This is a genomic window from Saccharopolyspora pogona, from assembly GCF_014697215.1.
Classification (GTDB): Bacteria; Actinomycetota; Actinomycetes; order Mycobacteriales; family Pseudonocardiaceae; genus Saccharopolyspora; species Saccharopolyspora hattusasensis.
In genome coordinates this window covers 5,665,028-5,678,271 of the sequence record NZ_CP031142.1, presented here as the reverse complement: position 1 = coordinate 5,678,271, position 13,244 = coordinate 5,665,028, and the positions used below count along the sequence as shown (strand labels likewise).

Here is a 13,244-nt window from a genome sequence, read left to right as displayed (position 1 = left end):
CGCTAAATTCCGCCTTTTGGGTGACAAATTGACTGGAATGATTCAGAAGGTGACGGCTTTGTGACAGGGCATTGCTGTGAAAAGGTTCTCACTTATGTTTACGCTCGTCTGACGCGGCGGTGAATGATCCGCCGCGCGTGGTGACCCCGGAAATGAACACTTGGGGCACGCGTGGAAGCGGGAGGACCTACATGCGAAAGGGACGCTTGGCCGCAATGGTCGCCGCCCCGCTGGCGGTGGCGATGATCGCCACCGGCTGCGGTGGAGGCGGCAGCGGCTCCGGAGACGACGGCATCGTCACCCTCGACTGGGGCGAGCCGGAGAACCCTCTGGTCCCGGCGAACACCACCGAAGAAAACGGCGGCTTCGTCATCAACGCCCTGTTCACCGGCCTGGTCGACTACCGGGCCAGTGATCTGAAGGTGGAGAACGCGGTCGCGGACTCGATCGAGTCCACCGACCACCAGAACTACACGATCAAGCTGAAGCCGGGCTGGACGTTCCACGACGGGACCCCGGTCAAGGCCAAGAACTTCGTGGATGCCTGGAACTACAACGCATACGGTCCGAACGGCCTCCAGGGCGCCAGCTTCTTCGAGCAGATCGACGGCTACGACCAGATGCAGTCCGAGGACCCGGACGGCAAGGACGGGCCGCAGCAGGCCCCGCCGCCGGCGGCCAAGGAGCTGTCCGGCCTCAAGGTCGTCGACGACAACACCTTCACCGTCAGGCTGAAGGCGCCGTTCACGATCTTCCCGGTCGTGCTGGGCTACTCCGCCTACATGCCGCTGCCGGACTCGTTCTTCAAGGACCCGAAGGCCTTCGAGGAACACCCGATCGGCAACGGGCCGTTCAAGTTCGAGTCCCGCGTTCCTAACCAGGAGCTGAACGTCACCGCGTACGAGAACTACGCGGGCGCCAACAAGCCGGCCATCAAGGGCGCCAAGTTCAAGGTCTACGAGCAGCTCGACAGCGCCTACCAGGACCTGACCGCGGGCAACCTGGACTTCCTGCGGGCGATCCCGGTCTCCGCGCTGATCGGTGACAAGTGGAAGCAGGACCTCGGCGAGCACGCCCACCAGAAGCCGGGTCTGCTGACCCAGACGCTGGGCTTCCCGCTCTACGACCCGAAGTTCAAGAACCCCTTGCTGCGCAAGGCGATCTCGATGTCCATCGACCGCAAGACGATCACCCAGCAGGTGTTCGCCGGTGGTCGTGACCCGGCGGACGGCTTCGCCACCGCGGCGGTCGACGGCTACCGCCCGAACCAGTGCGGTGAGGCCTGCGAGTTCAACCCGGAGAAGGCCAAGCAGTACCTGCAGCAGGCGGGTGGCTTCCAGGGCGTGCTGACCGTCGAGACCAACGGCGACGGCGGCCACAACGAGTGGGTGCAGGCGGTGGCCGCGAGCATCAAGCAGAACCTCGGCATCGAGACGCAGTTCGTCCCGACCCCGACGTTCGGCGAGTTCCGGCAGAAGGCCAACGGATACAAGTTCAGCGGCCTGTTCCGGACCGGCTGGAAGGCCGACTACCCGAACATCGAGACCTTCCTGACCCAGCTGTACCGCACGAACGCGTCGTCGAACGACTACAAGTACAGCAACCCGGCGTTCGACGCGGCGCTCGACAAGGCGAACGCGGCTCCCACCATCGAGGCGGCCACCGCTGCCTACGCCGATGCGGAGAAGCTGCTGGCCGACGACCTGCCGCTGATCCCGCTGTGGACGCAGCCGGTGCAGTACGGCTTCTCGGAGCGGATCGCTGAAGGTGAGGTCAAGGCTTACCGTGAACTTGACCTGACCACGGTGCGCCTGAAGCAGTAAGAACCGAGCCGGAGCCCGGCCCGCCGTGATCCGGCGGGCCGGGCCCTGCATTGGCTGTGATTAGGAGGCCCGAATGGGTCGCTACTTGTTGCGGCGGCTGCTGCAACTGATCCCGGTCTTCATCGGGACAACTCTGATCATCTACTTGCTCGTCTGGGCGATCCCGGGTGACCCGTTCGCGGGAAAGTGCGGCGACCGCGGCTGTCCGCCCGCCTACATCGCCGAGATGCACGAGAAGTACAACCTGAACGATCCGTTGATCGTTCAATACTTCAAGTACCTCGGGAAGCTCCTAACGGGTGATTTCGGGGAGACCTACGCGGGCATCCAGATCAGCACGCTGATCCAGAACGCCTACCCGACCACCATCAAGCTCGCCGTCGTCGCGCTGGTCATCGAGGGCATCATCGGCCTGGCGGCCGGCATCCTGACCGGCCTGCGCGGCCGCGGATTCCTGGACAACCTGGTCCTGGTGTCCACCCTGTTCCTGATCTCGCTGCCGGTGTTCGTCACCGGTTTCGTGCTGCAGATCACCCTGGGCAGCGAACTCGGCATCATCAAGCCAACGGTCAGCGCGAACCCGTCGATCGGGGAGCTGATCGTGCCCGGCTTCGTGCTCGGCTCGCTGTCCATGGCCTACGTGGCGCGGCTGACCAGGACCGCCATGATGGAGAACCGCCACGCGGACTTCGTCCGGACCGCGGTCGCCAAGGGGCTGGAACCCAAGCGCGTGGTCGGCGTGCACCTGCTGCGGAACTCGTTGATCCCGGTGATCACCTTCCTGGGCACCGACCTCGGCACGCTGATGGGTGGCGCGATCGTGACCGAGGGCGTGTTCAACATCCACGGCATCGGAGGCCTGGTCTTCAAGTCGATCCTGACCAAGGAAGGCGCCACGGTGACCGGGATCGTCACCCTGCTGGTGCTGGTTTACCTGCTGATGAACCTGCTCGTGGACATCCTCTACGCGGTTCTCGACCCGAGGATCCGATATGACTGACCAAAGTGTTTCCAGCCTGGTCACCGGCCCGGCCGTAGGACCGGAGGAGCCGGTCCCCTCGACTACTGGGGGCAAGTCCCAGAAGCCCCGCGGCCTCTGGGGCGACGCGTGGCTGGAACTGCGGCGCCGCCCGCTGTTCATCGCGGCGTCGCTGATCATCCTGGCGCTGCTGTTCATCACGGCGTTCCCGGGCGTGTTCACTTCGGTAGACCCGTCGTGGACGAACCTCTCCAAGTCCAGGCAGCCGCCTTCAGCCGAGGCCTGGTTCGGCTACGACAACCTCGGAAGGGACATCTTCGCCCGCGCGATCTACGGCACCCGCGCATCAATCGCGGTGGGTTTGCTGGCGACGCTGCTGACCGTGCTGTTCGGCGGCGCCGTCGGCATCATCGCCGGGTTCTTCGGCGGTTGGGTGGACAACCTGCTGTCCCGGTTCTCCGAGATCTTCCTGGGCCTGCCGTTCGTGCTGGGCGCGATCGTCATCCTGACCACCTTCAACGCCGAGGAGGCCATTCCCAGCGCGACGCGGATCGTCGCCCAGGTCGTGCTGACGATCGCGGTGCTGTCCTGGCCGATCTCGATGCGCATCATGCGCTCGGCGGCGATCTCGGCGAAGCAGCAGGACTACGTGAAGGCGGCGCGGGCGCTCGGCGCCAGCGCGCCGCGGATCATCCTGCGGCACATGCTGCCGAACTGCCTCGCACCGGTGCTGGTGTACTCGACGATCGCGTTGGGCGGCTTCATCGGTGCCGAGGCGACGCTGTCGTTCCTGGGCATCGGGTTGCGCGACCCGGTCGTGTCGTGGGGCGTGATGATCGCCGAGTCGCGCTTCTACATCCAGGCGGCGCCGCACCTGCTGTTCTTCCCGGCCGGGTTCCTGGTGATCACGGTGCTGGCGTTCGTGATGCTCGGTGACGCCGTGCGCGACGCGCTCGACCCGAAGCAGAGGTAGGAGAAACCGCTTTGTCTACTGTGGACAAGAAGGCTCCGGCGGAGCGGCTGCTGGAGGTCGACGACCTGCACGTGGAGTTCCGCACCCGGGACGGCGTGGCCAAGGTCCTCAACGGGGTGAGCTACCACGTCGACGCCGGCGAAACCCTCGCCGTGCTCGGCGAATCCGGCTCCGGCAAGAGCGTCACCGCGCAGACCATCATGGGCATCCTCGACATCCCGCCCGGTGCGATCACCGGCGGGGCGATCCGGTACCAGGGCGAGGACCTGCTCACGGCATCGGAAAACCGTCGCCGGAAGTTGCGCGGCGACTCGATGGCGATGATCTTCCAGGACGCGCTGTCCGCGCTGAACCCGGTCTACACCGTCGGGTTCCAGATCGCCGAGCAGCTGCGGATGCGCCGCGGCATGTCCCGCAAGGCCGCCATGGCCAGGGCCGTCGAGCTGCTGGACCAGGTGAAGATCCCGAACGCCAAGCAGCGCGTGAAGGAGTACCCGCACCAGTTCTCCGGCGGCATGCGGCAGCGCGCGATGATCGCGATGTCGCTGGCGCTGGACCCCGAACTGCTCATCGCCGACGAGCCCACCACCGCGCTGGACGTCACGGTGCAGGCCCAGATCATGGACCTGCTCGACGAGCTGCGCCGGGAACTCGGCATGGGGCTCATCCTGATCACCCACGACCTGGGCGTGGTCGCCGAGGTCGCGGACCGGATCGTGGTGATGTACGCGGGGCGGATCGTGGAGTCCGCGGACGCCTACTCGCTGTACAAGCAGCCGGGCCACCCTTACACCGAGGGCCTGATGCGGTCGATCCCGCGCCTGGACCTCAAGGGGCAGGAGCTGGAGACCATCAAGGGCCTGCCGCCGAACCTGCTCGCGGTGCCGCCGGGTTGCCCGTTCCACCCGCGCTGCCCGCGCGCCCAGGAACGCTGCCGCCAGGAGGTGCCGACCTACCACCAGTTGGGTCTGGGGCGGGCCAGCGCCTGCCACTTCGCGGAGGAGTTGATGACCCGTGGCTGAGCCGATCCTCCAGGTGCGGGACCTGGTCAAGCACTTCCCGGTCACCCAGGGCGTGCTGTTCAAGCGCACCATCGGCCACGTGCGGGCCGTTGATGGCGTGTCGTTCGATCTAAACCGGGGCGAAACGCTCGGCGTGGTGGGCGAGTCCGGCTGCGGTAAGTCGACCCTGGCGCAGGTGCTGATGCGGCTGGAGAAGCCGACCAGCGGCACTGCCCTGTTCGAGGGCCGCGACATGTTCAAGATGCGCGGCGCCGAGCTGCGCAAGCTGCGCCGCGACCTGCAGATCGTGCTGCAGGACCCGTACACCTCGCTGAACCCGCGGCGCACCGTGGGCGACATCATCGGGGAGCCCTTCGAGATCCACCCCGAGGTGGCGCCGAAGGGCGAGCGGCGGCGGAAGGTGCAGGAACTGCTGGAGGTGGTGGGGCTCAACCCGGAGCACATCCAGCGCTACCCGCACCAGTTCTCCGGCGGACAGCGGCAGCGCATCGGCATCGCGCGGGCGCTGGCGTTGCGGCCGAAGGTGATCATCTGCGACGAGCCGGTGTCCGCGCTGGACGTCTCCATCCAGGCGCAGGTGATGAACCTGCTCGGCGACCTGCAGCACGAGTTCGGGCTGTCGTACGTGTTCATCGCCCACGACCTCGGGGTGGTCCGCCACCTGTCGGACCGGGTGGCGGTGATGTACCTCGGCAAGATCGTGGAGATCGGCTCCGACGAGCAGATCTACGAGCACCCGCAGCACCCGTACACGCAGGCGCTGCTGTCGTCGGTGCCGGTGCCGGACCCGACGCTGCGCGGCAAGCGCGAGATCATCCGGCTGACGGGTGACGTGCCGAGCCCGGCCAATCCGCCGTCGGGCTGCCGCTTCCGCACCCGGTGCTGGAAGGCGCAGGACATCTGCGCGGAGAAGGTCCCGGAGCTGGAAGTCCGCCTGGGCGACCATCCCTCGGCCTGCCACTTCGCCGAGGAACGCCCCCGCGTGATCTCCTGACGGGCGATTTTTTCGAGGTGAGGGGCGCCCTTGGGCGGTATAGCCACCCAAGGGCGCCCCTCACCTCTCACCGGATCCGGTGGTTCAGGCGTCGAGCGCGCCGTCCTTGACGGCACGCAGGAACGCCTGCCACCGAGCAGGAGTGACGCGTAAGTGCCCGCCGTCGCGGTCTTTCGTATCCCGAATCCCGACGGCGTCGAAGCCGATACCGACTTCGACGCAGTTGCCGCCATTGCCGCCGCTTCGGCTGCTCTTCCGCCAGCCGACCTCGACGCAGTTGTCGTTGTGTGGGCTATAACTGGACTTCCGCCATCCAACCTCGACGCAGGTGCCTTGCCCCTGCGAGTACGAGGACTTTCTCCAGAGAGTCGCTTCATCGCGCTGCATCCGTAGTCTCCAAACGTCATCGCGCGAACTCGTCCGCGACGCGCAGGATGAACTTCTCCGACTCCACCGGGTCCAGCGCAGCCGCCACGAGCTGTTGCCACAGCAGAGTGTATGCGTGCACATCGTCGTGTCTGTCCAGGTAGCGGCCGTCAGTGAAGTCCTCGACGTAGACGAACTCAAGCGGACCGCCGTTGCCGGGCGACGGTACGCGGAAAAGCTTGAAGTCGTGCGTCGCACGCGGTGCTGTCGCTGCGTCAAAAGGAAGAACCTGAATTTGGACGTTTCGAAGTCGCGCGATCTCGGCCGTGTGGCGGAGCTGATTTTCCATCAGCTCCCGATCACCTACGAGGCGGCGAAGTGACGACTCAGAAAGGACGAAGCTGACCTGCGGCGCGTTCGGCTTGGCCAGGACGGCTTGCCTCTCCAGCCGGGCTTCCACCGCATCCTCTGTGGACTGATCGCTGGGTTGCACCTGAGACGTGGTGAACAGCGCGCGGATGTACTGCTCCGTTTGAAGCAAGCCCGGCACGATCTCGGTCTGGTACTGGAAGATCGCAGCGGCGTCGGCTTCGAGATCCACTGCCATGCGGAAGTACTTGGAGTACACGGACCGATAGCCGGACCATCGACCACGATCCTGGCTCCCGCGTGCCAGATCGAGCAGCTCGTCCAGGTCGATGGCGTTCGGTGCGTGCTGCTCGTACGCGTTCGCGAGCTTCTTCAACACATGCTGCGGCAGCGCGGTTTGGCCGCGTTCGATCCTGCTCATCGTGCTGTTGGTCTTCCCGATGAGCTTGCCCGCGGCATCGAGGTCGAGACCGGTCTGCTCCCGCGCGTGGCGCAAGAGATGACCTACGAGCAGTCGCCGGACAGTCGGTGTTGGCATGCCGTAGAGCATCGCATTTGATCTGTGCTCCGCAGCGTAACCCGTTCGCATGGTTGTTGATCGTTTAGCTTGCGCCTCATGAGACGCATCAATCACAGTAAAGTGGGATTGCAACAAGTCGGGAGATGCAATGTTCGGAAGCTTCGGGGTGGACTGGTTTGGCGGCCTGTGGGGGTTGGGCGGCACGCCTTCGGCGTGGCCGCGAAGCGGGCCGAGCCGCATGCGGCGGTGACGTCGTTCTGCGGGGTTGAGGTGGAGGCGTGGCAGGTGCAGCGGTTGCCTCCCGAAATCGAGTGGATCGACGAGGACACCTGCATGGACTGCTGGCGGCGCATCAGCTCGCGGTGGGCCACGGGGTCGTGAGTGCGAGATCCGGTTCTTACCGGTTTTCGCACTCACGACCCCTGACCGGCACGAACGCAACCCACAGCAATGAGGAGAAATCATGTTCTGGCTTCAGGTGAGCACTCTCGTCCTGGTCAACGTGCTGATCGCGAGCCTGCTGCTCATCCGGCCTCCGCGTGCGCAGCACAGCGGTGCCGGTGAGGGTGCTTTGAATGTGTGGGCAGCTGATCGAGGACATCGAGGCGGAGCGACAACGGGAAGCCGTGGCTACCGGTCGGCACCACCTCGATACCGAGACCTTTGCGCGCTTGCGCATCTGACCGCGAGACCTGGTCCGGCGCATCCCCTCCCTCGCCGGACCGCATGGTGGCCGGGCGCTCCGCCCCCGACCCAGCGCCCGGCCACCCCCGGAGGGATCGCTGCGCCCGGCTCCGCTCGTGAGTGCTTTGGGCTGCTACAGCAACCCAAAGTACTCACGGGCCTGACGGTCAGCTGAGCGGGCGGAGGCCTGCGTAGAGGACCGCTAGTTCGTGCGCCGGGCGTTGCTCGGCCACGGCGCGGCGGTACATGTTCAGGGCTCCCACGATCAGCGATCGCAACTCGGCCGTCGTGACGTCGGCGCGGACCGCTCCCGCCTGTTGCGCGCGTTCCAGCAGCGTGCCGATGGCGTTGTTGAAGTCGTTTTCCGGGCAGGCCGTTCGCGGTTGCTGGCCCGTCGATTCCAGGGCGTCGCAGATGTCCTTGTTCAGCGCGGCGTGCTCGATCACCCGCTGGAAGTAGTCGAAGAACGCCCGGCCGGGGTCGTCGGCCGTCGCGTGGTCGCGGGCCTCCTCGACCATCCGCTGGATCCGCTCCACCACGACCGCCTCGAAGAGCGCTTCCTTGGTGGGGAAGTGGCGGTAGACGGTGCCGGGCCCGACGCCGGCCCGGCGGGCGATGTCGTCCAGGGGGACGGCCAGGCCTTCGGCGGCGAACAGCTCCTGGGCCGCGGCCAGGACCCGTTCCCGGTTGCGCTGGGCGTCCGCGCGCAGCCGCTTTCCCGAGGCGTTCTTGGTCGTCACGAGTCGAGCCTACCGTTGCCGTGGACAAGCGGGGCGCGCGTTCCGTATATTGCGAAAGCGGGGCGCACGTTCCGGTTGCGCCTGATGCGGAGGCAGAAGTGTCCACAGCAGACAAGGTCGTACTGGTCGTCGGAGCCACCGGGCAGCAGGGCGGCGCCACCGCCGCACAGCTGCTCAAGCGGGGCTGGCGGGTTCGGGCATTCACCCGCAGCGCGTCCAGCGCCGCCGCGCGGCGGCTCGCCGAGGCCGGCGCGGAACTGGTCGAGGGAGACATGGGCGACCGGGCGGCGCTGGAGGACGCGATGCGGGGCGTGCACGGCGCTTTCAGCGTCCAACCGACCTTCATCACGCCCGAGCTGACGCCCGACCTGACGAACGAGAAGGAGATCGGGTGGGGCAAGAACGTCGCCGACGCGGCGAAGGCCGCCGGGGTGCGGCACCTCGTCTACGCCTCGGCGACCAACGCGGAGCAGCGGATCGGCTCCCCGACCCTGGACAACAAGTGGGCGATCGAGGAGCACATCCGCGCGCTGGGCGTACCCGCCACGATGCTGCGGCCGGTGTCGTTCATGGAGAACTACATCGTGATGATGCCCGGGCAGGCCGCCACGGACGGCGAGCTGGTGAGCGCGGTCAGGGCCGACGTGTCGCAGCCCCTGATCGCGTTGGAGGACATCGGCGCGTTCGCCGCGCTGGCCTTCGGGAACCCCGACGATTACGTCGGTCGGGCGGTGGAGATCGCCGGGGATTCGTTGACGCCGCCGGAGATCGCCGCCGCGCTGTCCCGCGCGACCGGCCGGGAACTCCGCCACGTCGAACTGCCGCTGGAGCCCCTGCGCGAGCAGAACCCCGTCCTCTACCGCGCCTACTCCGCGATCAACGAGCTGGACCTGTCGGTGGACATCCCGGCCCTGCGCCGAGTCCACCCGGGCCTGATGACCTTCGAAACCTGGCTCGCCAAACAGTTCTGATCTTCCAACGCGAAGGGCACCTTCGCCGAAGGTGCCCTCCGCGTGCGCTCAAATGGTGAGGATGCGGTCGCTGAAGTTCTCCGCGTACTCGACGACGAGCCCCGGCGGCAGCGCGGCGGCGAGGCGCTTGGCCAGGGTGAGCCCGGTGCGCCGGAAGTTCAGCGCGGCCTCTTCGGAGGGGAACGCCGAGTCGGGCGGGTAGTTCTGGTCGAGGATGCCCTGGTAGTCGTGGTCCCAACGGGCGATGTCCAGCAGCAGGTCGGCCGGGAGGTCGAGCACGTCCCGGATCTCGTCCGGCAGGTAGTTCGCGGCGACCGCCTCCTCGGGCCCGAAGCGGACCCAGAACGGCCCGGCCCCCCATTCTGCGCCGAGCCGGACGCTGGCCGGACGGCTTCCCGCCGGAGGCCACTGCGAACCGTCCACGCGGGCCAGCGGCTCGGGATGCGCGGAGATCACATAACCGCTGGCGGCGATGCTGAGCGCGACGGGAATCCGCTTGCCGCCGAATTCGACGACGTAGGTCGGACGGTTGTGGCCGACGACCCGGGCCGCCTCGGTTCCGCTGGTCGCGACGTGCATGACCAGCTTGTTGATCAGGTCGCCGCTGACGCCGCACCGCGCGAAGTCCGCGCCGTGGCGGTTCCTGATCAAATCCGCGCCTGATTCAGTCATCTTCCCGTTCTCTGTCCGCCGCGCCGGCCTGGATGATTTCCTTGTAGTAGCTTACCCGGACGCTCGGTCCGAGTTCGGCGGCCAGTTTTTCCGCCAGTCGCCTGCCGCGCGCCTCCCAGCGAACTTCCGCTTCTTCGCTGGGGAATTCCGCTGAAGCGGGGTCGGCCGGATCCCAGATCTGCTGGAATTCGTCATCCCACTCGTTCAGTTCGGCGACCAGTTCCACGGATACGCCGAACTTCTCCGCCAGGTCTTCGGGTTCGGCGTTGTTCTCGAAGCGATCCGCGCTGGTGGTGACCCAGAGCGGCCCCGTTCGCCATTCCGGCGAGAGGCGCACCGAGATCAAGGCTTGGTCCATCGCTAATATCCCCGGTGTTTCGGATCGGTCTCTGAGTTGGGATCTTTTTGGGCGCCCTTGAACGGATCATCGGCGCCTCTCATGTTGGCTCCGACGATGAATCCATTGCTGCCGACGCTCACCGCGACGTACTGCTTCTGGCCATTGTGCTCGACCTCGTAAATCGGGCGGCCGGGTGCCTTTCCCTGGGTGTACCCGGTGTACTCGCCTTCCGTGGCCGCTTTGTGAACGAAATCCGGCACTTCTTCCTTGGGGATCCCGGCTTGCTCGAACTGGCTCCCGTGCTCTTCGTAGATGTGCTCCAGTCCAGCCCCGCGCTTGCCGCCTTTGCCCTCTTCTAGGAAGACGATCTTCCCGTTGGGGTCCTTGCCGATCTCCACGACCCGGTCCGCGCTGATCTTGATCCCCTGCGCCTGGGCCTCCTCGATGAGGGCCTGCTTCTGCTGGGCCTTGGGATCGGTCTTCGAGGGGTCGGAGGGATCGGTCGGGTTGGTGGATTGATCGCCCTGTTCGGCCCGACCCTTGTCGGCGTATTCCTTGGTGGCCCTGATGGCGCTCTTGGCGCCCTTGCCGGCGTCGACGTTGCCGACCTTCGTCGGCTGGTTCTTCTTGCCGCTGCGGGTTCCGCCGGGGCCGTCCGGGGTTTTGGTGCTGTGCAGCCCGAACCAAACGGCGAGGGCGAGGAACGTGAGGAATCGCATCGCGCCCGCCTAATCGTTGAGGAGCTTGTTGAGGTTGGTCAGGCTGGTGATCAGGGCCGTGGTGTAGGTGAAGATGCGCGCGGCCCACTTGACCACCGCGGCGGCGATCTGCGCGGCGACCACCGGGATGGTGACCACGAAGATCGCCTCGACCGCCCACACGATCACCCTCGCCACCAGGTCGGCGATCAGGTCGCGAACGATTTCGCGGGTCTGCTCCACCAAACCGCCCGCGCCCTGGGTGGCCTCCGCCATCGCCGCGGAGATCGCGGCCAGCCCCCCGACGGCCTCCACGTTGTTGCCCATCAGGCGGCGGTAGGCGTCCGCGGCCCGGCCGTGCCAGCCGGACACGTCCGCCTCGACGCTCGCGCGCAGGTCCTCGGCCATGGAGCCGAGTTCCTGGGCCATGTTGTTCCACGTCGAGGCGTGCGACATGACCACGTCCGGCTTGCCGGTCAGCTCGTCCAGCATCTCGCGCAGCGGCTCGAAGTACTCCATGGCCCAGCCCAGGCCGTTGGACAGCAGTGCGCTGAACGGGTCCAGCGCGCTCGCCGCGACCTCGATCGCCAGGCCCGTGCCGGCCAGCAGGTCGTCGACCCAGCCCTCGCTCTTGATCGCATCGACCAGGCCCTCGATGCTGTCGGCCAGCCCGGCGCCGGTCCACGCCTCGCGGGACGACTCGACGGGGGCGACCAGTGACTTGTCGGTCATGGCATGCCCTCGCCTGCGGAGCGGATCAGGTCGGCGTGGTCCTTGTCGAGGGATTCGTAGTAGTCGGCGGTGTCGCGCAGCGCTGCCGCGGCGAGTTCGAGGTTCTCCGCCACGTACGCGATCAGCTCGTCCTGGTCGGCGTGCCGTTCCTCCAGCAAGCCGGAAATCCACCCGCACAGCGGCCCGTACGCCTGGTCGTCCTTCGTGATGTGCGAGCTGGCGGATTTCACCGCGCCGAACCGCGCCTGGATCTCCGACACCTTGCTCGCGTGGGCGCGCAACTGCTCGGCGTCGACGCTGTACCCGTCGCTCATGTCACCACCGCCGCTCGTCGAGGTAGGAGTGCGTCTCGTAGTCCTGGTCGTCAACGCCGGGAGCGGCGGCGCTTTCCGGAGCCGGACCGCTCCGCAGGTGCTGCCCGACGCTGTCCGCGATCGCCCGCGCCGCCGGGGATTGGGTGCCCACCGTGTCCGCGATGATCTCCTGCGACCGGTCGGCGAGCTTGTTCTTGGCCTCGCCGAGAGTCGCAATGATCGTGCGAGCGACGACCTCCGGGCTCGTCCGCTGCATCCGCTCGGTCAGCCGCAGGTCTACCAACGCGCCGGTCGAGTCGATCGTGACCTCGGTCAGCCCGTTCGGATCGCTCGCGGTGACCCGCACTTCCTGCAGCCGCTCGCTCATCGCTTGGGTGTCGGCGGCCAGCTTGTCGATCCGGTCCTTCCAAGCGGTCAAGCGCTCGTGAGCGCTGTCCGGATCGAGGATGTTCCCCTCCATGTCCCTCCGATTCGCGTAACGGTCAAAGTGCCGAGATCGAATCTTAAGCAGCGGAGCACCCATCCAGAGGAGGAACCGAAGAACCGGTCAAACCAACGATGTCGGCACAAATGCGCTCGGTCACGGTGGTGTTGCTGGGCGCTACGGCGCTCCTCGCGAGCCGGCCGACCCGTCCTCGCGCGGTCCATTTTGGACGGAGTGTGGAGCGGACTGGCCGGCGGGGACGACGGCGCCCACGGGGGCGGTGGCCTTTTCGAGGTGAAGGGCGCCTTTTGCCGGGTGAACTCGGGTGAACTCGGCAAAAGGCGCCCTTCGAGCCTCATCGGATCGGTCAGGCGGAGCGTTCGCCGCTGCCGATGCGGGGGAACGGGTGGATGGAGAACACCACCTCGACCGGGACCTCGAAGTGCTCCGCTATGCGCAGCGCCAGGTGCAGGCTCGGGCTGTACTCGCCGCGCTCCAGGTAGCCGATCGTCTGGTAGTGCACGCCGAGCGCCTCGGAGAGCTGCCGGCGGGAGATCCCGCGTTCGGCCCGCAGCATCGCGATGCGGTTGTAGATCGTCTCGCTCATGGTCCCCTCCGCCGGC

The 13,244-nt window shown here is 66.8% G+C and carries 17 protein-coding genes; 7 read left to right on the top strand and 10 right to left on the bottom strand.

The genetic code is table 11. From position 1 onward, the window contains the following. Nucleotides 1-191 precede the first annotated feature (191 nt). The 5 genes from DL519_RS26295 to DL519_RS26275 all read left to right on the top strand — a co-directional run bounded on the left by DL519_RS26295 (nt 192) and on the right by DL519_RS26275 (nt 5,791). On the top strand, nt 192-1,823 hold the full coding sequence (locus DL519_RS26295) for a peptide ABC transporter substrate-binding protein (protein WP_190818718.1): 1,632 nt from the start codon (nt 192-194) through the stop codon (nt 1,821-1,823). 73 nt (nt 1,824-1,896) lie between these two features. Beyond that, a complete protein-coding gene (locus DL519_RS26290) occupies nt 1,897-2,823 on the top strand; it encodes an ABC transporter permease (protein WP_190818715.1) in 927 nt (308 codons plus the stop codon). Next, entirely contained in the window at nt 2,816-3,775 is a 960-nt protein-coding gene (locus tag DL519_RS26285; RefSeq protein ID WP_190818713.1) for an ABC transporter permease, read from the top strand. Before DL519_RS26290 ends, DL519_RS26285 begins: the two co-directional genes overlap by 8 nt. An 11-nt stretch (nt 3,776-3,786) precedes the next feature. Continuing rightward, on the top strand, nt 3,787-4,797 hold the full coding sequence (locus tag DL519_RS26280; RefSeq protein WP_397544975.1) for an ABC transporter ATP-binding protein: 1,011 nt from the start codon (nt 3,787-3,789) through the stop codon (nt 4,795-4,797). Next, nucleotides 4,790-5,791 carry an ABC transporter ATP-binding protein gene (locus DL519_RS26275; protein ID WP_168586530.1) on the top strand — a complete coding sequence of 334 codons (1,002 nt, stop codon included), beginning with the start codon at nt 4,790-4,792 and terminating at the stop codon, nt 5,789-5,791. The genes DL519_RS26280 and DL519_RS26275 overlap by 8 nt, the downstream gene beginning before the upstream one ends. 84 nt (nt 5,792-5,875) lie before the next feature. Here DL519_RS26275 and DL519_RS26270 read toward each other — a convergent pair whose 3' ends face one another. Together DL519_RS26270 and DL519_RS26265 are read right to left on the bottom strand one after the other, a co-directional pair. Then, a complete protein-coding gene (locus tag DL519_RS26270) occupies nt 5,876-6,178 on the bottom strand; it encodes a DUF397 domain-containing protein (protein WP_190818712.1) in 303 nt (100 codons plus the stop codon). Nucleotides 6,179-6,194: 16 nt separating this feature from the next. Beyond that, on the bottom strand, nt 6,195-7,076 hold the full coding sequence (locus tag DL519_RS26265) for a helix-turn-helix domain-containing protein (RefSeq protein ID WP_190818710.1): 882 nt from the start codon (nt 7,074-7,076) through the stop codon (nt 6,195-6,197). Nucleotides 7,077-7,232: 156 nt separating this feature from the next. Between DL519_RS26265 and DL519_RS26260 the strand changes: the two genes are divergently transcribed. Next, nucleotides 7,233-7,427 carry a hypothetical protein gene (locus DL519_RS26260; protein WP_190818708.1) on the top strand — a complete coding sequence of 65 codons (195 nt, stop codon included), beginning with the start codon at nt 7,233-7,235 and terminating at the stop codon, nt 7,425-7,427. 470 nt (nt 7,428-7,897) lie between these two features. Here the strand turns inward: DL519_RS26260 and DL519_RS26255 are convergent, their stop codons facing one another. Further along, a complete protein-coding gene (locus DL519_RS26255) occupies nt 7,898-8,470 on the bottom strand; it encodes a TetR/AcrR family transcriptional regulator (RefSeq protein ID WP_190818706.1) in 573 nt (190 codons plus the stop codon). Between the two features lie 98 nt (nt 8,471-8,568). On the opposite strand from DL519_RS26255, the gene DL519_RS26250 reads away from it, so the two are divergent. After that, entirely contained in the window at nt 8,569-9,441 is an 873-nt protein-coding gene (locus DL519_RS26250) for an NmrA/HSCARG family protein (RefSeq protein ID WP_190818704.1), read from the top strand. Nucleotides 9,442-9,489: 48 nt separating this feature from the next. Here DL519_RS26250 and DL519_RS26245 read toward each other — a convergent pair whose 3' ends face one another. The 7 genes from DL519_RS26245 to DL519_RS26215 form a co-directional block, all read right to left on the bottom strand. Further along, nucleotides 9,490-10,113 carry a hypothetical protein gene (locus DL519_RS26245; RefSeq protein WP_190818702.1) on the bottom strand — a complete coding sequence of 208 codons (624 nt, stop codon included), beginning with the start codon at nt 10,111-10,113 and terminating at the stop codon, nt 9,490-9,492. After that, nucleotides 10,106-10,471, bottom strand: a complete 366-nt coding sequence (locus DL519_RS26240; RefSeq protein ID WP_190818701.1) for a hypothetical protein — start codon at nt 10,469-10,471, stop codon at nt 10,106-10,108. Before DL519_RS26240 ends, DL519_RS26245 begins: the two co-directional genes overlap by 8 nt. A 2-nt stretch (nt 10,472-10,473) precedes the next feature. Next, on the bottom strand, nt 10,474-11,172 hold the full coding sequence (locus tag DL519_RS26235; RefSeq protein WP_190818699.1) for a hypothetical protein: 699 nt from the start codon (nt 11,170-11,172) through the stop codon (nt 10,474-10,476). A gap of 9 nt (nt 11,173-11,181) precedes the next feature. Beyond that, the gene (locus DL519_RS26230; protein ID WP_190818697.1) at nt 11,182-11,883 is read right to left on the bottom strand and encodes a WXG100 family type VII secretion target; all 702 of its coding nucleotides are present in this window, start codon (nt 11,881-11,883) and stop codon (nt 11,182-11,184) included. After that, a complete protein-coding gene (locus DL519_RS26225) occupies nt 11,880-12,197 on the bottom strand; it encodes a type VII secretion target (protein ID WP_190818695.1) in 318 nt (105 codons plus the stop codon). The genes DL519_RS26230 and DL519_RS26225 overlap by 4 nt, the downstream gene beginning before the upstream one ends. A 1-nt stretch (nt 12,198) precedes the next feature. After that, entirely contained in the window at nt 12,199-12,657 is a 459-nt protein-coding gene (locus tag DL519_RS26220) for a YbaB/EbfC family nucleoid-associated protein (protein WP_190818693.1), read from the bottom strand. Between the two features lie 331 nt (nt 12,658-12,988). After that, complete coding sequence (locus DL519_RS26215) at nt 12,989-13,228, bottom strand: helix-turn-helix transcriptional regulator (RefSeq protein ID WP_168586544.1); 240 nt, start codon at nt 13,226-13,228, stop codon at nt 12,989-12,991. Between the last annotated feature and the right edge of the window lie 16 nt (nt 13,229-13,244).

What these genes read in the sequence shown, in the direction of transcription:
- DL519_RS26295 (WP_190818718.1), top strand. Translation starts at nt 192, where the DNA reads ATGCGAAAGGGACGCTTGGCCGCAATGGTCGCCGCCCCGCTGGCGGTG.
- DL519_RS26290 (WP_190818715.1), top strand. Translation starts at nt 1,897, where the DNA reads ATGGGTCGCTACTTGTTGCGGCGGCTGCTGCAACTGATCCCGGTCTTC.
- DL519_RS26285 (WP_190818713.1), top strand. Translation starts at nt 2,816, where the DNA reads ATGACTGACCAAAGTGTTTCCAGCCTGGTCACCGGCCCGGCCGTAGGA.
- DL519_RS26270 (WP_190818712.1), bottom strand. Translation starts at nt 6,178, where the DNA reads ATGCAGCGCGATGAAGCGACTCTCTGGAGAAAGTCCTCGTACTCGCAG.
- DL519_RS26265 (WP_190818710.1), bottom strand. Translation starts at nt 7,076, where the DNA reads ATGCTCTACGGCATGCCAACACCGACTGTCCGGCGACTGCTCGTAGGT.
- DL519_RS26245 (WP_190818702.1), bottom strand. Translation starts at nt 10,113, where the DNA reads ATGACTGAATCAGGCGCGGATTTGATCAGGAACCGCCACGGCGCGGAC.
- DL519_RS26240 (WP_190818701.1), bottom strand. Translation starts at nt 10,471, where the DNA reads ATGGACCAAGCCTTGATCTCGGTGCGCCTCTCGCCGGAATGGCGAACG.
- DL519_RS26235 (WP_190818699.1), bottom strand. Translation starts at nt 11,172, where the DNA reads ATGCGATTCCTCACGTTCCTCGCCCTCGCCGTTTGGTTCGGGCTGCAC.
- DL519_RS26230 (WP_190818697.1), bottom strand. Translation starts at nt 11,883, where the DNA reads ATGACCGACAAGTCACTGGTCGCCCCCGTCGAGTCGTCCCGCGAGGCG.
- DL519_RS26225 (WP_190818695.1), bottom strand. Translation starts at nt 12,197, where the DNA reads ATGAGCGACGGGTACAGCGTCGACGCCGAGCAGTTGCGCGCCCACGCG.
- DL519_RS26220 (WP_190818693.1), bottom strand. Translation starts at nt 12,657, where the DNA reads ATGGAGGGGAACATCCTCGATCCGGACAGCGCTCACGAGCGCTTGACC.
- DL519_RS26215 (WP_168586544.1), bottom strand. Translation starts at nt 13,228, where the DNA reads ATGAGCGAGACGATCTACAACCGCATCGCGATGCTGCGGGCCGAACGC.